Consider the following 16,501-nt stretch of genomic DNA (forward strand, 5'->3'; position numbering starts at 1 on the left):
GTGAAGGGCCGGTCCGTGCGGGGCCGGTCTGTGAAGGCGCCGTCCGTGAAGGGCCGGTCCGCGAAGGACCCATCCTCGAATGGCCCCGCTCTTCGAGGATCTCCTCGGTACGGGCCTGGGGGAGGGCGAGGGTGAACGGGAAGGGCGTGTCCAGGCCGCTGAAGTCGAGCCGTTTCTCCAGCGCGCCGAAGTGGCCGCTCGGGATGCGCAGGTCCTCGGCGACGAACTGCTCGTGCAGTCCGCGCGTGGCCAGGATCTCGATGGTGCGCGGGTGGACGGTGAGCGCCTTGGAGAGCTGGTCGATCTCCGTACGTTCCTCGACGACCGTGACGGCGACTCCGCCCAGCCGCAGCTCCCCGGCGAGCCAGAGGCCGACGGGGCCCGCGCCGGCGATGACGACGTGCTGCTGCTCCATGAGCTCCACCTCTTGGTCGGCGACCAACAATGCCCGTGCACAGTCAACTAGGTCAATGACCAAGGCGCAAGCGTGCGACGCGAGGGAGGGCGGGGGTCGTGAGTGGGGGTCGTGAGTGAGGGCCGTGAGCGAGTGCCGCGTGTGTGCCGGCGAGCCGGGATTGCCGACCCGGGGGAGGCTGGACCTCGGGCGGCAGGCCCCGTACAGAGATCGGAGCGAGTGATGAAGGCAGTCCGTTTCAGCCGGTTCGGCGGCCCCGAGGTGCTGGAGATCGTGGATCTCCCCGACCCGCATCCGGGTCCCGGCCAGGTCCGGATCGCGGTGCACGCGGCCGGCGTCAACCCGAGCGACTGGAAGAAGCGCAGGGGCATGATGGACCAGGAGCTTCCGCAGACCCTGGGCTCCGAGGCGGCGGGCGTCGTCGACGAACTGGGCCCCGGCGTCACGGACGTGGCCGTCGGCGACCGCGTCTTCGGACTGTCCGACGCGGGCGCGGCCCAGGCACAACTGGCGGTCCTCGCGCACTACGCGCCGGTCCCGCCCTCGCTCGACCTCCCCGGCGCCGCCGCGCTGCCGGTCGCCGTCGAGACGGCCGTACGCGCGCTCGACCAGCTCGGCGTCGGCAGCGGCGGCACTCTGCTGGTCAACGGCGCCTCCGGGGGCGTCGGCAGCTCGGCGGTGCAGTTCGCGGTGGCCCGCGGCGCCCGTGTGATCGGTACCGCGAGCCCGGCGAACCAGGACTACGTCCGCTCCCTGGGCGCCGAGCCGGTCACCTACGGCGAGGGACTGGTCGACCGGGTGCGCGCACTGGCCCCCGACGGGGTCGACCTCGCCCTCGACGCGGCCGGGAGCGGGATCCTGCCCGAGCTGATCGACCTCACGGGCGGCGCCGAACACGTCCTTACGGTCGCCGACTTCGCCGGTGCGCAGCAGTACGGGGTGCGGTTCAGTACGGGTGAGTCGGGCCGCGCGCTCCACGTACTCGCCGAACTGGGCGACCTGGTCGAGTCGGGCCGCTTCTCCTTGCCGGTCGCCCGGACCCTCCCGCTCACGGAGGTCGCCGAGGCGCAGCGCGAGAGCGAGGAGGGCCATGTGCGGGGCAAGCTGGTGCTGCTGGTGAACTGAGCCGGGCGCCCGCTCAGCCGGCTTCGGGGGCTTCGGGGGCTTAGGTCGGGGGCTTAGGGGGCTTCGTGGATCTCGTACGAGGCCCAGTCGGCGAGCGGGCGGTAACCGAGGCGCTGGTAGAGGGCGTTGCTGGTGGGGTTGGACTGGTCCGCGAACAGGACGACGTCCTCTGCGCCCTCGGCCAGCGCGGCGCGGGTCACGGCGGTCGTCACGGCCGCCGCGTAGCCGCGGCCGCGCAGATGGGCCGGGGTGTAGACGATGTCCACCTGGACCTGGCCGCCGATGTTCGGGTTCAGGCCCGCGACGGAGACGGGGGTGCCGTCCGGGGTCTCCCAGAGCGTGTAGCGCTTGTCGGCGAAGCGGGTGTCGGGCCAGGTGCCGGCGTCGATGGTGACGTCCTCCCCGACGGCCCGGGCGAACTCCCGGCACCAGAACATGACTTCGTCGAGATCCCGCTCCCCGAGGACACGGGCCCGGCCGGCCGGCATCGGGTCCGGCAGGACGAGTCTGTCGAGCCCGTACAGCCGCACCTGGGTGTCGCGGAGCTTCGCCGTCGCGCCGGTGTACCACTGCCAGGCCTTGACGAAGGCGGCGGCCGTGTCGTCGTCCGCGCCGACGCTCGGCAGGGGCTCGCCGAGGGCGGCCAGCCGGGCGGCGAGCGAGTCTGCCTGCTCGGCGGTGAGCGGGGAGGGGGCGATGCCGCGGGGCGGGAGCCGGTAGAAGGTGGCGCGGACCTCGCCGGCCTCCTCCAGTGCGCCGAACAGCGGCGCATCGCATCCGTACGCCGCCGCCCCACGCGTCCGCACCCGCTCGGCCCAGGTCAGCTGCATGACATGCAGACCGGGCCGCGACCGCAGAAACCCGCCGGCCCGGCCGAGGAAGTCGTCCACGTCATCGGTGAGATACCAGTTGTCAGAAGCCATGCCTCATCGTTCCCCAGCCCCGCCGAGAGCCCCACGGATTCCCGTCAATCACGGCCCAGAGACCAAGCCGTCCCGAACGCGGCCTCAACGCCGCCCCCAACGCCCCCGCCGACGAGCACGCCCCCCGGCCCGCCACTGGTCGGCCAGCACCGCCGCGACGGCTGCCACCACCCGCTCATCAGCCCGGCCCGTCGGCGAGGACAGACGGGTCTTGCGGTGATCGACCAGCCCCCAGACCCCTTGATCCCGGTAGCGGATCCGCATCCTCTCGACCGTCCGCGCGCTCACCGTCCAGCCCAGGGCACGCAACTCGGTGGCCTTCGCGGCAATCCGCTCCTCCAAGATATGCAGGGCCGGGTCGTACTCCGGCCGTGGTCCCGCCCCGGCTCCGATGCCGCTTTGCCGCTCGGACTCCAGCTCCAGTAGATGCTGTTTCCAGGCGGTGGCTTTCTCTGCCTCCAGCGGCGGAACGGTGTCCAGCAACGCGAAGGGCGCCACTACCGGTGGCCCGTCCCGCTGACTAAGGAACTCGAAACCTTCGGCGGCCAGTAGGTGAGGCAGCAATACCAGACTCGCCCGACCAGCCTCGTCGGCCAGCCGCACCAGCAGGCTGGCCCAGAAGTCGTCATCGCCTGGCCGTAGGACGCCTTCCTCCTCGGGCTCGAAGTCGTAGGGGGAAACGTCCAGGTGTTCTGGGAACAGCCCGAGTTCGCGGGCGCGAGCTAGAGCTCCTTGGCAGAGTCTGCTGCTGCCGACGTAGAGGTACTGGTCCCACCCGACGTGCACTGCGAAAACGTCTTCCACCTCCAGCCGGCACCAGGCGCCGCTGTCGCGCAGCATGAGGCGAATCAGCTCCAGCCCGATGTCCAGCGGCATCTCTGCTCCGTCGTGGAAGTCGGCAAGACCGCCGGGAAGGAGCCTGTCGAGATCGAAGCCGTCCAGAGATCTCTCAACGCCGAAGTGAGCAAGAGACGAGACCTCCGGCTCGCGGACAGACAGATGGTCGATGCTGGTGTCCGCGGCGAACGCCTTGACCGCCTGAAGATAGGCCGCCTCGATCTCGCCGTGATCGCTGATGCTGTCCTCGGTGCCGGTGTAGTGCCCGTGATCGTCACGGTCGGCGGGGTCGTACTTGCTGACGCGATAGACCTAGGGGAGCTGCACATCGCCATCTTCCAGCGCTTGCTGAGGAAGTGCCACGGCATTTGAGACAAGGGCATCGGTGCGCCCTCTGAGACCCATCCGAATTTTGCTGGTCAGCACGCTGCGTGGTGACACGAGCCGCGAGATCCTACAAGTGCGAGGGATCAGGCCGAGGCTTCGGGGGTGTCGACAGACAGGCGATGCCACGCGTGGCCGCAACCGTCGGAGCAGAAGCGCTCTCGTCGGCGTTCGTCGGCGACGGCCAGCACCGCGATCAGTAGCCGGAATGACTTGAGGCGCTCGTCGTGCGGGGTGAGACTGGCGATCTTTCCGAGCTGCTGGTCGATCCGCCCCCGTGTGATCAGAACTGCCGGTGTGTGCGTGGCGCGAAGTCCGGCGCGTCGGATGCTTTCCGGGCCGTCCTCGGCAGTGGCGCGGGCCTGAATGCAGAAATGTGACAGGAGGCACAGGGTGTTGGACTGCTCTTCAGCGGAGAGGCTCTCGAACCACTCGATTCCCTGTGGCATCGGCCGAAGCTCTTGGGCGAGTTCGTTGAGAATGATGTACGGATCAGCCATTCTCACGCCCCCGTTGCGCTCCATTCACAGTCTTTCCCGGTCATCCAAGCAGACCCTCGGGTGCCTAGAAAGGCAGTTCGTCGGCTTCCAACGGCTCTGAGTACCCACGTACCCAGGGGCTGGGGAGGGCGGTGCAGAGCGACTCCAGGTCGGCGAACGTACTTCCCCGAACGTGCAGCCAGCTGTGGTCACTCAGTCCGTCGAGCCGCAAGAGCTTCCCCGGCGCGGAGAACCAGCACACGGGTGACTCTTCCTTCCCCGTCCACATCGGGTACTCGGGAAAGTCCACCGGCGCGAACCGGCTCGGCAGCTCTCGAATCAGGCTGGCGGGAAGTTCGCAGGCGTTGTAGAGCCGTCCTTCGCTGCCAAGCAGCGTCTCGCTGAGTATCAGCTCGACACAGGCCAGGGAGACCCGCTCCAGGAAGGGGACCCAACCATCCCGTGACTGGACGAACACCGGCGGATCGTCCTGACCGAGGTCCCGCCGCCGTACTCCCCAGAAAGCGCACCCCTGATTCTCGCTGCGGAAGACGAGCACTCCACCGAACTCGTCGTGCACGAACAGCTCAGAAGGGCGCAGCAGCGGGTCCTGGTTGCCGGTGAGGTCGTGACGCGTACCGAGAAGCGAGTACGCCTCGCGCAGCGCGGTCGGCAGTGCGAGCCCCAGCGTCTCCTCGGCCCGCTCCAGCTCCTCCGGTCTCGTACCCGCGCTGTCGGCGAGCGGCTCCGCCCACGCTGCGGCAAAGTCCCGAACGAAGGCCCAGGCTCCCGCCCTGTCGGGTATCCCGCCGCGCAGAGCGTGAGCCACATCGAACACGTCAACCATGCGGTGGACCGTACAGGCCAGCCAGCTTCGCCGGGACTCCGCCATGTCGTTTGCCAGAACCACTGGGACTCGCCACATCTATTGAGAACGGACAGTCCTCCTCAGTCGCAGCGCCCCGTCACCCGGGTGGCGCGTGCTTTTGCAAGCGGATGCTTGCAATAGTTAGCAAGGTTGGGGCACAGTAGGGGCATGGCATCGCTCAACGTCGGCAATCTCGGTGAGTATCTGCGCGAGCAGCGGCGCAACGCGCAGCTCTCGTTGCGGCAGCTCGCCGACGCCGCCGGGGTGTCGAATCCGTATCTGAGCCAGATCGAGCGCGGGCTGCGCAAGCCGAGCGCGGAGGTGCTGCAACAGGTCGCCAAGGCCCTTCAGATCTCCGCCGAGACGCTGTACGTGCGAGCCGGCATCCTCGACGCGGAGCGGGACGGGGAGGAGCACCGACGGGAAGGCGCGACGCGCGCCGTCATCCTCGCCGACCCGACGCTGAACGAGCAGCAGAAACTGGTGCTGCTCCAGGTCTACGAGTCGTTCCGCAAGGAGAACGGCCACGTGGCCGACGGCCACCCGCTCACGGCGGCCACCACGGACACGGATGCCCGCACCGACGGCGACGACGCCGTCGTACGCGGCCCCAGAGCGGCCGACGGCAACGATGCCGGCCCGCAGCAGACAGCCGGTTGAACCGGACCAGGGAGAAACCGGCGCCCCGCCGCGGACCACCACCAAAACCCTCAGCCGAACGCGAATCCGGGAGGACCATCACCATGGCCATCACCGACGACCTGCGCAAGACCTTCAGCGACCCGACCCCCCTCTACTTCGCCGCCGGCACCGCCGACCTGGCCCTCCAGCAGGCGAAGAAGGTGCCGACCCTGGTCGAGCAGCTGCGTACCGAGGCCCCGGCCCGGTTCGAGGCCGTGCGGGGCACCGACCCCAAGGCCGTCCAGGACAAGGCCGCCGCCCGCGCCAAGGAGGCCGGCGCCCGGGTCAAGGAGACCCAGGAGACCCTCCAGACCCGCGTCAACGAGTTCATCAACTCCTTCGACGGCGACCTGAAGAAGCTCGGCACCAACCTCGACGCCGACCTCAAGCGCATCGGCGAGAGCGCCCAGGACATCGCGCTGCGCGGTGTCGGCGTCGCCGCCGAGTACGTGGTCAAGGCCCGCGAGACCTACGAGAAGGTCGCCGAGCACGGCGAGCAGGCCGTGAAGACCTGGCGCGGCGAGGCCGCCGAGGAGATCGAGGAACTGGCGATCGTCGTCGAGCCGAGCGCCGAGCCCGTCGAGGTCAAGGAGACCGTGGCGCCCGCCCCGGCCAAGACCGAGGCCAAGCCGGCCCCCGCCCCTTCCGCCGCCGCCAAGAAGGCTCCGGCGAAGAAGGCCCCGGCCGCCCGCAAGACCACCGCGAAGAAGACCACGCCCCCGGCCAAGTGACGGGCGGTTCCGCGAAACGGGCCGGGCACTTACCGAGTGCCCGGCCCGTTGTCCGGGTAGCGAACCGGTGGATGCGGGTACGGTGACCGGGTAGAGACGATCCGATTCGGGTGGTGGACGTTGTGCTGATGCAGGGCTTCTCGAGCTTCCTGTCGCTGCTGAACCTGGCGTTGACCGTGTTCAGCGCGTTCGCGCTGTTCGACGCCGCCACGCGCCGCGAGGACGCCTACCGCGCGGCGAGCAAGCAGTCCAAGCCGTTCTGGCTGATCATCCTCGGTATCGCCCTTGTGGTGAACCTGATCTTCGGCATCCTGTCGTTCCTGCCGGTCCTCGGCCTCATCGCCACCATCGTCTACATGGTCGATGTCCGCCCGGCGATCCGCAGCCTCCCCGGCGGCGGCCGCTCCCGCCGCACCGGCGGCGGCTCCAGCAGCGACGGCCCCTACGGCCCGTACAACGGCGGCCGGTAGAGCAGGCGGTTCTCCACGGAACGCGGCGAGCCGCAACGCCACGACGGGGCGCGGGGCTCATCTTGATTTGCGGCGACCGCCACTGACTCAAGGGACGCGGGGCTCTGCTTGATTTGCGGCTACCGCCGCGCGGGCCCGACCAGCCCCCACCCACCCGCACCCGGCGTCACCCGCCCGGGCCCCCGCACCCGGCACCCCACCCACCCGCACCCGAAGTCACCAACCCGCCCCCGGCAAGGCCACGTCACCCACGTTCAAGCAGCACCACAGCCACGTCGTCCGTCAACTCGCCCCCATTGAGCTCCCGAACCTCGTTCACGGCAGCCCGCAGCAGCGCCTCCCCCCGCAGCCCCTCCCCCAACTGCCGGCGGACCATGTCGACCATCCCGTCCTGCCCCAGCCGCTCCAGGCGCCCCTCACCGACCCGCCCCTCGATGAGCCCGTCGGTGTAGAGCATCAGGCTCCACTCACGCCCCAGCTCGACCTGCATCCGCGGCCAGCGCGCGCCGGGCAGCAGCCCGAGGGCGGGCCCGTTGTTGTCGTACGGCAGCAGCCGTGCGGTACGGCCGGGCCGGGCGACCAGCGGCGCCGGGTGCCCGGCGAGGCACAGCCCGGCACGGCGCCCGTCCGGCGCGATGTCCACCGTGCACAGCGTCGCGAAGATCTCGTCGTTGTCCCGCTCGTGCTCCAGCACCTGCTGCAACGTCCCCAGCAGCTCGTCCCCGCACAGCCCCGCGAGGGTCAGCGCCCGCCACGCGATCCGCAGCTCCACACCGAGCGCCGCCTCGTCGGGACCGTGCCCGCAGACGTCGCCGATCATCGCGTGCACGGTGCCGTCGGGCGTCCGTACGACGTCGTAGAAGTCACCGCCGAGCAGCGCGCGCGAGCGGCCGGGGCGGTAGCGGGCGGCGAAGCGCAGGACCGAGCCCTCCAGGAGCGGCGTCGGCAGCAGGCCGCGTTCCAGGCGGGCGTTCTCCTGGGCGCGCATCCGCCCCTCGGCGAGCCGCCGCTCGGCGCTGTCGGAACGTTTCCGCTCAACGGCGTAGCGGATCGCCCGGCTCAGCAGCCGTGCGTCCAGCTCGTCCCGGAAGAGATAGTCCTGGGCGCCCACACGGACCGCCTCGGCGCCGCGCTCGGAGTCGCCGGACGCGGTGAGTGCGAGGACGGCGTGCCGGGGCGCCAGCTCCAGCACATGCCGCAGTACGGCCAGCTCGTCGCCCTCGGTGGCTCCGCCGGGCGCGGGCAGCGCGAGGTCCAGCAGGATGCACTGGACGTCGTCGGTGAGCAGCCGCCCGGCCTCGGTGAGATTGCGGGCCGTGCGGACGCGGATCGGCTGTCCGGAGGCGTCGATCAGCTCCGGCACGATCAGCGAGCCGGCCGGGTCGTCCTCGATCAGCAGCAGGGTGAGCGCGCCGCCGCTGGTGTGCGGGTACGGCGTCGTGGCGGTCCGCTCGGCCGGGTGGTGCGTGCGCGGGGACTCCGCCATGGACGGGCCGCCGGTCGCGGACTCCATGGAGGGACCGCCTTTCGCGGACGCGGCGTGCGCCTGACCACTCTCCACGGCCGGGATCGCTCTCTGCCGCGGTACGGGTACGGGCATTGTCCTGGGTTCCTTCCCTCCCCCCGAGGGCATGGCAGGGCGAGGGGTCTCGACCTACCGACGGGGACCATAGCGGGTGGTGGCGCCGGATTGGAATGGTGTGAGGCACGTCGCTCGGCCCACCGCCGCTGTCATATGCCGCGATCCGTACCGCAGTTGGGCAGGGCGCCCATCGGGGCGGGATGACGAAGGTCACGTCACGGGCGGGTTTGCCGCCGACGGGGCGTGGGCCAGGTCACGTGGCCCGGGTCACGACCGTGCCGACCTCGTGCGTCCCGACGCAGAACCCCCGGCCGTCCCGACGTAAAACCCCCAGCCGTCCCGACGCAGAACCCCCAGCCGTCCCGACGTAAAACCCCCAGCCGTCCCGACGCAGAACCCCCAGCCGTCCCGACGTAAAAACCCCAGCCGTCCCGACGCGAAGCCAAGACCGCCCCGACGCGAAGCCAGGACCGCCCCGCCGTCACGCCCCCGGCCGCACCACCCCGAGTATCGGCATGGACCCCGCCCCCGTGATCGTCACCGTCCGCCCCGGCCGAGGGGCGTGCACGATCGACCCGTCGCCGATGTACATCGCGACATGACTGGCGTCGGAGTTGTAGATGATCAGGTCGCCGGGCCGCATGTCCTCGACGCCGACGCGGGGCAGTTGGCGCCACTGTTCCTGCGAGGTGCGCGGGATCGGTGTGCCGGCCGCCGCCCAGGCCTGTGAGGTCAGCCCGGAGCAGTCGAACGTCGACGGCCCCTCCGCACCCCATTCGTACGCCTTGCCCAACTGGTCCGTGGCGTACGCGACGGCCTTCTTGCCCTGCGCGGTCGCCCGGCCCTCGATGTCGTCGAGTATCCCGGTGCCCAGCCAGGCGGTCTGGGAGCGGGAGGCGGCCTGCTGCTCCAGCCTGGCGAGGCGCTCCTTCTCCTCCTTCGCCAGCTGGGACTCGACCCGCTCGGCCGCCGCGATCTGCTTCTTGATCTTCTTTTTCGCCGCGTCCTTGGCCTTGCGGTTGGCCTCCAGCTTCTCCCAGCCGGTGGAGGCGTCCTTGGCGTACTGCTCCAGGTCCTGCTGGGTCCGCGTCAGTTCGGCCAGGGTGTGGTCGGTTGCGCGCTGGCCCTGGAGGATGCGCTCGCTGCCGTCGAGGAACTCGCGCGGAGTGTCGCTGAGCATCAGCTGGGCCTCGGGCGGCAGCCCGCCCGAGCGGTACTGGGCACGGGCCGCGGCGCCCGCCAGCGCCTTCAGGTCCGCCACCTTCTCCCGGCCGTCGACGATCCGCTTGGCCAGCCCGACGATCTGGGCGGACTGCTCCTCGGCCAGTTCCTCCGCGGCGTTGTAGGCGTCGGTGGCGACGGCCGCGTCGTGGTAGAGGTCCTCCAGCTGGAGCCGGATCGACTCGAGTTCCTCGTTCGTCGCCGGCGTCGACGCCGTACCACTGCCCGACCGGGGCGGGGTGGGGTCCGGGGCGGCCAGTGCCGTGCCCGGTGCCGCCAGCACCGTCACCGCGCAGACCACGGTGAGTGCCGCCGCGAGCAGGCCGCGCTTGCCCGATCCCATACCCATGCCCCCCAACTGATGCACCGTCAGTGACGTGTGGACGCCCGAGGGATCGTGCCACGCCAGGTCGCGGAGCGACAGAGGCAGTGAATCCATCCCCCGACCACCGCGTTGTACGACGATCTCCCAGTCTCTGTGACGAACGACTCAGCGAGATCGTTCCTCGATCGTTCCCCGCGAATCGACCGTCCGGGAGAACGAGGGGGAAGGTCTGGGGAAAGGGGTCACGTCCGGGGCGCCAACGCGGGCCAGCGGACGGTGACTTCACCCTGCCGCCAGCGCACCGGCCCGTCGGCCACCGGCCAGTCGGCGGTCAGGTCCCGCACCGCGCGGATCCAGCGCTGCCGGGCGCCGTAGGAGGCGTAGGGCGCGGCGGCGGCCCAGGCGCGGTCGAAGTCCCGGAGGAAGGCGTGCACGGGTTCGCCCGGCACGTTCCGGTGGATCAGCGCCTTCGGCAGCCGTTCGGCGAGGTCCGAGGGGCGTTCCAGCGAGGCGAGCCGGGCCGCGAAGGTGACGGTCCGCGGGCCCTCGGGGCCGAGCGCGACCCACACATGGCGGCGCCCGATCTCGTCACAGGTCCCCTCCACCAGCAGCCCGCCCGGCGCGAGCCGCGCGCACAGCCGCTCCCAGACCGCGGCGACCTCCGGCTCGTCGTACTGGCGAAGGACGTTGGCGGCCCGGATCAGCAGGGGCCGCCCGGGGACCGGGACTTCGAAGCCCCCGTGCCGGAACACCAGGCCCTCGCGCTCGTACGGCTGCGCCGCCGCGACCCGCGCCGGTTCGATCTCCACGCCCACGACGTGGGTGCGGGGGGCGACGGTCCGCAGGCGGTCCAGCAGTTCGACGGCGGTCCAGGGGGCGGCGCCGTAGCCCAGGTCGACGGCCACGGGGTCGGCGGCACGGCGCAGTTCGCCGCCGTGCACGGCGGCGATCCAGCGGTCCATACGGCGCAGGCGGTTGGGGTTGGTGGTGCCGCGCGTCACCGCGCCCACGGGACGGACAGCGCCCCCGGGGCGGTGGGCTGCGCGGGCTGTCATGCGTACGAGGGTATGCGCTGCCGTCACCCCTTGACGGCCCGTACGCCGGCCGCCGGGGCGTCCGCCGCGACCTCCCGAAGTCCTGCCCGCTCCTCCGAAAGGTCTCGAACGGTTGAGCGACACCCGGTAATGATTGGGCAAAGATGCCCGGACCGGAAATGGAGCACCACCTTCCGGTGTTGGATCCGGTTGGAGGGCGCTCAACGTCCTCCGACAGGCATGCCCGCGGCAGGGAGGAACGGCACGTGAGCCAATACGTGAGCAGGCTCGGTCGCCGCCACTCGGCGGCCTCCTCGCGCCTGCGGCTCGGGCACCGCCGCCCGCGCCGGGTCGCCATGCTCTCCGTGCACACCTCGCCGCTCCACCAGCCGGGCACCGGCGACGCCGGCGGAATGAACGTCTACATCGTGGAGCTCGCGCAGCGCCTCGCCGCGATCAACATCGAGGTCGAGATCTTCACCCGCGCCACCTCCGCCGCCCTCCCGCCCACCGTCGAGCTGAGTCCGGGCGTCCTCGTCCGGCACATCGACGCCGGCCCCTACGAGGGGCTCGCCAAGGAGGACCTCCCGGCGCAGCTGTGCGCCTTCACGCACGGGGTGATGCAGGCCTGGGCCGGCCACCGCCCCGGCTACTACGACCTGGTCCACTCCCACTACTGGCTCTCCGGCCACGTCGGCTGGCTCGCCGCACAGCGCTGGGGCGTCCCCCTGGTGCACGCCATGCACACCATGGCGAAGGTGAAGAACGCCAACCTCGCCGACGGCGACAGCCCCGAGCCCGCCGCGCGGGTCATCGGCGAGACCCAGATCGTCGCCGCCGCGGACCGGCTGATCGCCAACACCGCCGAGGAGGCCGAGGAACTCGTCCGGCACTACGCGGCCGACCCCGGCAAGGTCGCCGTCGTCCACCCCGGCGTCAACCTCGGCCGCTTCCACCCCGCCGACGGCCGGGCCGCCGCCCGCGCCCGCCTCGGCCTCCCGCAGGACGCGCTGATCCCGCTCTTCGCGGGCCGTATCCAGCCCCTCAAGGCACCGGACGTGCTGCTGCGGGCGATCGCCGTACTGCTCGACGAGCGTCCCGAGCTGCGCCGCACCATCGTCGTGCCGATCGTCGGCGGCCCCAGCGGCAGCGGTCTGGCCAAGCCGGAGGGGCTTCAGAAGCTGGCCGCGCGGCTCGGCATCGCGGATGTCGTACGGTTCCGGCCGCCCGTCGGCCAGGACCAGCTCGCGGACTGGTTCCGGGCCGCGTCCGTACTGGTCATGCCGTCCTACAGCGAGTCCTTCGGGCTGGTCGCCATAGAGGCGCAGGCGGCCGGCACCCCGGTCCTCGCGGCCGCCGTCGGCGGACTGCCGGTGGCCGTGCGCGACGGACGTACCGGCTTCCTGGTGCAGGGCCACGACCCGGCCGCGTACGCGCGCGTGCTGGGCCGGTTCGCCGACGAACCGGCGCTCACCGGCCGGATGGGCGACGCCGCCGCCCGGCACGCCCGGTCCTTCGGCTGGGACGCCGCCGCCGGCGCCACCGCGGAGGTCTACACGGCCGCGCTGCACTCCCACCGCCGCCGCGCCCGCGCCCACCACGGCTGACGTACGCTCCCCGTATGGAGGCTGGACAGCGGCAGGCGGCGCGGGTCATCGAGGATGTGCTCAAGGACGACGACATCGAGTGGGAGAGCCCCGAGCCCGGCCACTACGTGGTGAAGCTCCCCGGCACCCGCAAGCTGTCGACGACGGTCTCGCTGATCGTCGGCCGCCACTCGCTCTCCCTCAACGCCTTCGTCGTCCGCCACCCCGACGAGAACGAGCCCGCCGTCCACCGCTGGCTCCTGGAGCGCAACCTCAAGCTCTACGGCGTGGGTTACGCCGTCGACCCGCTCGGCGACATCTACGTCACCGGCAGGCTCCCGCTCTCCGTCGTCACCCCGGACGGCGTCGACCGGCTCCTCGGCCAGGTCCTGGAGACCGCGGACGGCGACTTCAACACCCTGCTGGAGCTGGGATTCGCCACCGCGATCCGTAAGGAGCACGCCTGGCGGGTGTCCCGCGGCGAGTCGACACGGAACCTGGACGCGTTCACACATCTGATCGAGCGCCCGTCCAGCTGAGTCGCGTTCCCCTTCAACAAGCGCTGCGCTCCAACAAGCACTGCGCCAACTCTTCCCCGGCTTCGGACCCCGTGGCATGCTCACCGCTGACGCACATATGAACTTCGTTCATATCCATGGATGCTGGAAGGGCGGACGGGCATGGGCAACGCGTACGAGGGCATCACCAGACGCACGGTGCTCGGCACGGCGATCGCGGTCGCGGCGACGGCCGCCGGCACCGCGTCGGCGACCGCCGCCGACACCTCACCGGCCCACGCCGCCACCCCGTCCGCCCCCACTCCGGGCGCGCACCCCGCGAAGAGCTCGCACCCCGCGAAGGGCTCGCAAGTGCCCACCCTCTGGCGCGAGTTCAACCGCTCCCCGTACACCCACCCGCAGATCCCGTTCGTCGGCCGGGCGGGCGCACAGGCCGGCGCCCGCCGCCTCCCGCGCCGCCGGGTCGTCGCCGACGTACGGGACTTCGGGGCCGTCGCGGACGGCACGACCGACTCCGCACCCGCGATCAACCGTGCCATCGCCGCCGCCGGACGGGCCGGCGGTGGCACGGTACTCATCCCCGCCGGCACCTTCCGCATCGACGACGTGATCCGCCTGGGCCACTCCAACGTCGTGCTGCGCGGCGCCGGCAGCGGTCGCACCACACTGCACGCGACGAAGAACCTCACCGAGCTGATCGGCGTCTACGGCTCCCGCTACGGCGGCGACAAGTCCTCCTGGTCCTGGGCCGGCGGCCTGATCTGGCTCGCCCCGACGGCCCGTTGGGAGTCGCTGACCACCGCGATCCGCGCGAAGGCCTGGCCGTTCGAGGGCTGGACCGGCAACAAGCGCGACGAGTGGAGCACCCTCACCACCGTCGAACCGGCCCGCCAGGGCTCCCACACGATCACCGTCGCCGACGCCCGCGGGCTCCGCCCCGGCGCGCTCGTCCTGCTCCGCCTCGCCGACGACGCCGACCACACCCTCCTTGAGCACATGTGCGGCGGCGGCCCCGGCACCGAGGCGTACGACTGGCCCGCCATGACCAAGCTGACCTCGTACGTCCCCTACGAGTGGCCGGTCCGCGTCACCCGCGTGAAGGGCCGCCGGGTCACCCTCGAACGCCCCCTGCCGCTCGACGTCCGCCCCGAATGGGACCCCCGCCTCACCACCCACGTCCCGGAGCTGACCGGGTCCGGCGTCGAGGGCCTCACCCTGGAGTGCGCCGAGACACCCCAGCAGCCGCACCTCCTCGACAAGGGCTTCAACGGCGTCACCTTCCAGTGCGCGTACGACTGCTGGGCGGACGACGTCACCGTCCGCAACGTCGACAACGGCTTCGGCCTCGTCGCCGCCTCCGCCTGCACCCTGCGCCGCACCCGCGTCGAGGGCCGCGGCGCGCACCACCCGTACTTCTGCCGCGAGGGCTCGCACGACAACCTGGTCGAGGAGTTCACGATCGCCGCGCGCACCACCCCGGCGCCCTCCAACGTCCAGCTGCACGGCATCAACGTCGAGGGCCTGTCCTCGTACAACGTCTGGTCGCGCGGTGTGATGGAGATGGGCACCTTCGACAGCCATCGCGGGCTGCCGTTCGCCAACGTGCGTACCGACATCACCGTCAACAACAACGGCCGGCACGGCGGCGACGCGATCGCCGGACCACTGCACGGCGCCCGCTTCGCGCACTGGAACATCCGCGTCACCAACGGCCGCGCGGGCCTGATGAAGATCGACGGACTCGCCCCCTACAGCGCGACCGTCGGCATCAACGAGGTCCGCGAGTTCGACCAGATCGACGTCCCCGACTTCACCGGCGACCTGCACAGCCGCCTGGAGCTGTACGGCACGACGGACACCGTACGGCCGCGCAACCTCTACGACGCCCAGCGCGAGCTGGACCGATAACGGCCCGGGGTCACCCCCACCAGCCGCCGGAAGTGCCGGGTCAGATGCGCCTGGTCGTAGAACCCGGTGGCGAGCGCCGCCGCGGCCGGTCGCGCGCCCGTGAGCAGCAGCCCACGGGCGCGCTCGACCCGCCGTGAACTCAGGTACTGGTGCGGGGCGATGCCGTACGCGCCGCTGAACGCCCGTACGAGATGGGCGGGATGGGCGTCGAGCAGCCGCCCGGCGGCCTCCAGGGACAGCCCCTCGACGACCCTCTCGTCGAGCAGTTCGCGCAGCCGGCGCGCGAGCCCCGGATCGTCGCGCCGGACGGCGGTGCCGAGACGGGGCCGCAGCCGCTCCGCCAGCCGCTCGGCGACGAAGGTCAGCCGGCTCTCCGCCTCCAGCTCCTCGCCGGGCCGGCCGAGCGCGGTGTGCAGCTGCCCCACGCGGTGCCGCAGCAGCGGGTCGCGCAGGTCGGGGGTGTCGACGGCGGCCCCGATCAGCTCGTCCGCGAGACGCGAGGAGTCGAGATAGAGGACCCGCTTGCGGAAGCCCTCCGGGGTGGCCGCGGCGCCGTTGTGCGGCACGTGCGGGGGCAGCAGGGACACCGTGTCGTGCGGGGTGCCGTGCGCGTGCCGCTCCAGGTCGTACCGCACCGCCCCGTCGTCGACGATCAGCAGCGTCCACGCCTCGTGCACGTGCATCGGATAGGCGTACTCGGTGAAGTGGGCGTGGAAGACCTCCACGACGCCCGGGACACCGGGACGCCAGGCGGAGACGGTCTCGCCGGTCCGCGGCGGGGACGCTTCCCGCGGTGGGGATGCTTCCCGCGGTGGGGGTGATGTCCGCGGCGGGGGAGTTTTCCGCGGTGGGGCCATGCAAAGAACGTACAAGACGGTGGCGCGGACCGGTCGGCAGTCTCGTCCCATGAGCACAGACCCGACCTCCACCCCCGCCGCCGTGACCCCCGTGACCCCCGTGACCCCCGTGACGCCCATGACCCCGGAGCCCGTCCGCTTCGACACGAAGATCGCCGTCCTGCTGCGCGAGGACCTGGAGCCCTGGCAGCGGCTGAACGTGACCGCGTTCCTGGTCAGCGGCCTCGGCACCCAGCTCCCCGAGGTGATCGGCGAGCCGTACGCGGACGGCGACGGTGTCGCCTACCTGCCGATGTTCCGCCAGCCGGTCCTGGTCTTCGAGGGTACGAAGGAGACGCTGACCGCGGCCCACACCCGCGTCCTGTCCCGGGCCCTGCCCCGCGCCCTGTTCACCGCGGACCTCTTCACCACCGGCAACGACCGCGACAACCGCGCGGCGGTCCGGGCCGTCCCGACCGCGGCGCTGGACCTGGTGGGGCTCGCGGTCTACGGCCCGAAGAACGCGGTGGACAAGGTGGTGAAGGGGGCGCAGATGCACCCGTGAGGTACTGCGGGCC

Annotated in this window: 17 protein-coding genes and 1 pseudogene; 9 read left to right on the forward strand and 9 right to left on the reverse strand. The window is 71.5% G+C overall.

The window, feature by feature from the left end; translation table 11 throughout:
- Nucleotides 1-19 precede the first annotated feature (19 nt).
- Nucleotides 20-415: pseudogene (locus ACIQAC_RS27470) on the reverse strand (FAD-dependent monooxygenase); the annotation flags it as partial.
- Between the two features lie 222 nt (nt 416-637).
- Here ACIQAC_RS27470 and ACIQAC_RS27475 point away from each other — a divergent pair.
- Nucleotides 638-1,540, forward strand: coding sequence for an NADP-dependent oxidoreductase (locus ACIQAC_RS27475; protein WP_402195269.1), 903 nt, complete (start codon nt 638-640; stop codon nt 1,538-1,540).
- A gap of 53 nt (nt 1,541-1,593) precedes the next feature.
- Here the strand turns inward: ACIQAC_RS27475 and ACIQAC_RS27480 are convergent, their stop codons facing one another.
- Entirely contained in the window at nt 1,594-2,463 is an 870-nt protein-coding gene (locus ACIQAC_RS27480) for a GNAT family N-acetyltransferase (protein WP_402195272.1), read from the reverse strand.
- An 84-nt stretch (nt 2,464-2,547) separates the two neighbouring features.
- Nucleotides 2,548-3,339 carry a hypothetical protein gene (locus ACIQAC_RS27485; protein WP_402195274.1) on the reverse strand — a complete coding sequence of 264 codons (792 nt, stop codon included), beginning with the start codon at nt 3,337-3,339 and terminating at the stop codon, nt 2,548-2,550.
- Nucleotides 3,340-3,351: 12 nt separating this feature from the next.
- Between ACIQAC_RS27485 and ACIQAC_RS27490 the strand changes: the two genes are divergently transcribed.
- Nucleotides 3,352-3,672: a hypothetical protein gene (locus tag ACIQAC_RS27490; RefSeq protein WP_402195275.1), complete on the forward strand. Its 321-nt coding sequence runs from the start codon at nt 3,352-3,354 to the stop codon at nt 3,670-3,672.
- Nucleotides 3,673-3,770: 98 nt separating this feature from the next.
- On the opposite strand, the gene ACIQAC_RS27495 is transcribed toward ACIQAC_RS27490, so the two are convergent.
- Complete coding sequence (locus tag ACIQAC_RS27495) at nt 3,771-4,184, reverse strand: DUF5958 family protein (protein ID WP_399345417.1); 414 nt, start codon at nt 4,182-4,184, stop codon at nt 3,771-3,773.
- A gap of 64 nt (nt 4,185-4,248) precedes the next feature.
- Nucleotides 4,249-5,010 (reverse strand): SMI1/KNR4 family protein, encoded by a 762-nt coding sequence (locus tag ACIQAC_RS27500; RefSeq protein ID WP_402195277.1) that lies wholly within the window; start codon nt 5,008-5,010, stop codon nt 4,249-4,251.
- 189 nt (nt 5,011-5,199) lie between these two features.
- On the opposite strand from ACIQAC_RS27500, the gene ACIQAC_RS27505 reads away from it, so the two are divergent.
- From ACIQAC_RS27505 to ACIQAC_RS27515, 3 genes are all read left to right on the forward strand, one after another.
- Nucleotides 5,200-5,691, forward strand: coding sequence for a helix-turn-helix domain-containing protein (locus tag ACIQAC_RS27505; protein WP_402195280.1), 492 nt, complete (start codon nt 5,200-5,202; stop codon nt 5,689-5,691).
- A gap of 83 nt (nt 5,692-5,774) precedes the next feature.
- Nucleotides 5,775-6,443 carry a hypothetical protein gene (locus ACIQAC_RS27510; protein WP_402195283.1) on the forward strand — a complete coding sequence of 223 codons (669 nt, stop codon included), beginning with the start codon at nt 5,775-5,777 and terminating at the stop codon, nt 6,441-6,443.
- A 128-nt stretch (nt 6,444-6,571) separates the two neighbouring features.
- Entirely contained in the window at nt 6,572-6,913 is a 342-nt protein-coding gene (locus ACIQAC_RS27515) for a DUF2516 family protein (protein ID WP_402195696.1), read from the forward strand.
- Between the two features lie 244 nt (nt 6,914-7,157).
- Here the strand turns inward: ACIQAC_RS27515 and ACIQAC_RS27520 are convergent, their stop codons facing one another.
- The 3 genes from ACIQAC_RS27520 to ACIQAC_RS27530 all read right to left on the reverse strand — a co-directional run bounded on the left by ACIQAC_RS27520 (nt 7,158) and on the right by ACIQAC_RS27530 (nt 11,096).
- A complete protein-coding gene (locus ACIQAC_RS27520) occupies nt 7,158-8,513 on the reverse strand; it encodes a PP2C family protein-serine/threonine phosphatase (protein ID WP_402195285.1) in 1,356 nt (451 codons plus the stop codon).
- Between the two features lie 463 nt (nt 8,514-8,976).
- A complete protein-coding gene (locus tag ACIQAC_RS27525) occupies nt 8,977-10,059 on the reverse strand; it encodes a C40 family peptidase (protein ID WP_402195698.1) in 1,083 nt (360 codons plus the stop codon).
- A gap of 224 nt (nt 10,060-10,283) precedes the next feature.
- Nucleotides 10,284-11,096: a class I SAM-dependent methyltransferase gene (locus ACIQAC_RS27530; RefSeq protein WP_402195288.1), complete on the reverse strand. Its 813-nt coding sequence runs from the start codon at nt 11,094-11,096 to the stop codon at nt 10,284-10,286.
- A gap of 245 nt (nt 11,097-11,341) precedes the next feature.
- Here ACIQAC_RS27530 and mshA point away from each other — a divergent pair, with 245 nt between their 5' ends.
- The 3 genes from mshA to ACIQAC_RS27545 all read left to right on the forward strand — a co-directional run bounded on the left by mshA (nt 11,342) and on the right by ACIQAC_RS27545 (nt 15,087).
- Nucleotides 11,342-12,682 (forward strand): D-inositol-3-phosphate glycosyltransferase, encoded by a 1,341-nt coding sequence (gene mshA, locus ACIQAC_RS27535; RefSeq protein WP_402195290.1) that lies wholly within the window; start codon nt 11,342-11,344, stop codon nt 12,680-12,682.
- Between the two features lie 14 nt (nt 12,683-12,696).
- Entirely contained in the window at nt 12,697-13,200 is a 504-nt protein-coding gene (locus tag ACIQAC_RS27540) for a YbjN domain-containing protein (RefSeq protein WP_402195292.1), read from the forward strand.
- Between the two features lie 120 nt (nt 13,201-13,320).
- The gene (locus tag ACIQAC_RS27545) at nt 13,321-15,087 is read left to right on the forward strand and encodes a glycosyl hydrolase family 28-related protein (RefSeq protein ID WP_402195294.1); all 1,767 of its coding nucleotides are present in this window, start codon (nt 13,321-13,323) and stop codon (nt 15,085-15,087) included.
- Here the strand turns inward: ACIQAC_RS27545 and ACIQAC_RS27550 are convergent.
- Nucleotides 15,057-15,812 (reverse strand): AraC family transcriptional regulator, encoded by a 756-nt coding sequence (locus ACIQAC_RS27550; RefSeq protein ID WP_402195297.1) that lies wholly within the window; start codon nt 15,810-15,812, stop codon nt 15,057-15,059. The two genes, ACIQAC_RS27545 and ACIQAC_RS27550, sit on opposite strands and share 31 nt — an antisense overlap.
- A gap of 130 nt (nt 15,813-15,942) precedes the next feature.
- Between ACIQAC_RS27550 and ACIQAC_RS27555 the strand changes: the two genes are divergently transcribed.
- Nucleotides 15,943-16,488: a DUF2000 family protein gene (locus tag ACIQAC_RS27555; RefSeq protein ID WP_402195299.1), complete on the forward strand. Its 546-nt coding sequence runs from the start codon at nt 15,943-15,945 to the stop codon at nt 16,486-16,488.
- Nucleotides 16,489-16,501 lie beyond the last annotated feature (13 nt).

It is taken from the genome of Streptomyces sp. NPDC088387 (genome assembly GCF_044753385.1).
In the GTDB taxonomy this organism is placed as follows: domain Bacteria; phylum Actinomycetota; class Actinomycetes; order Streptomycetales; family Streptomycetaceae; genus Streptomyces.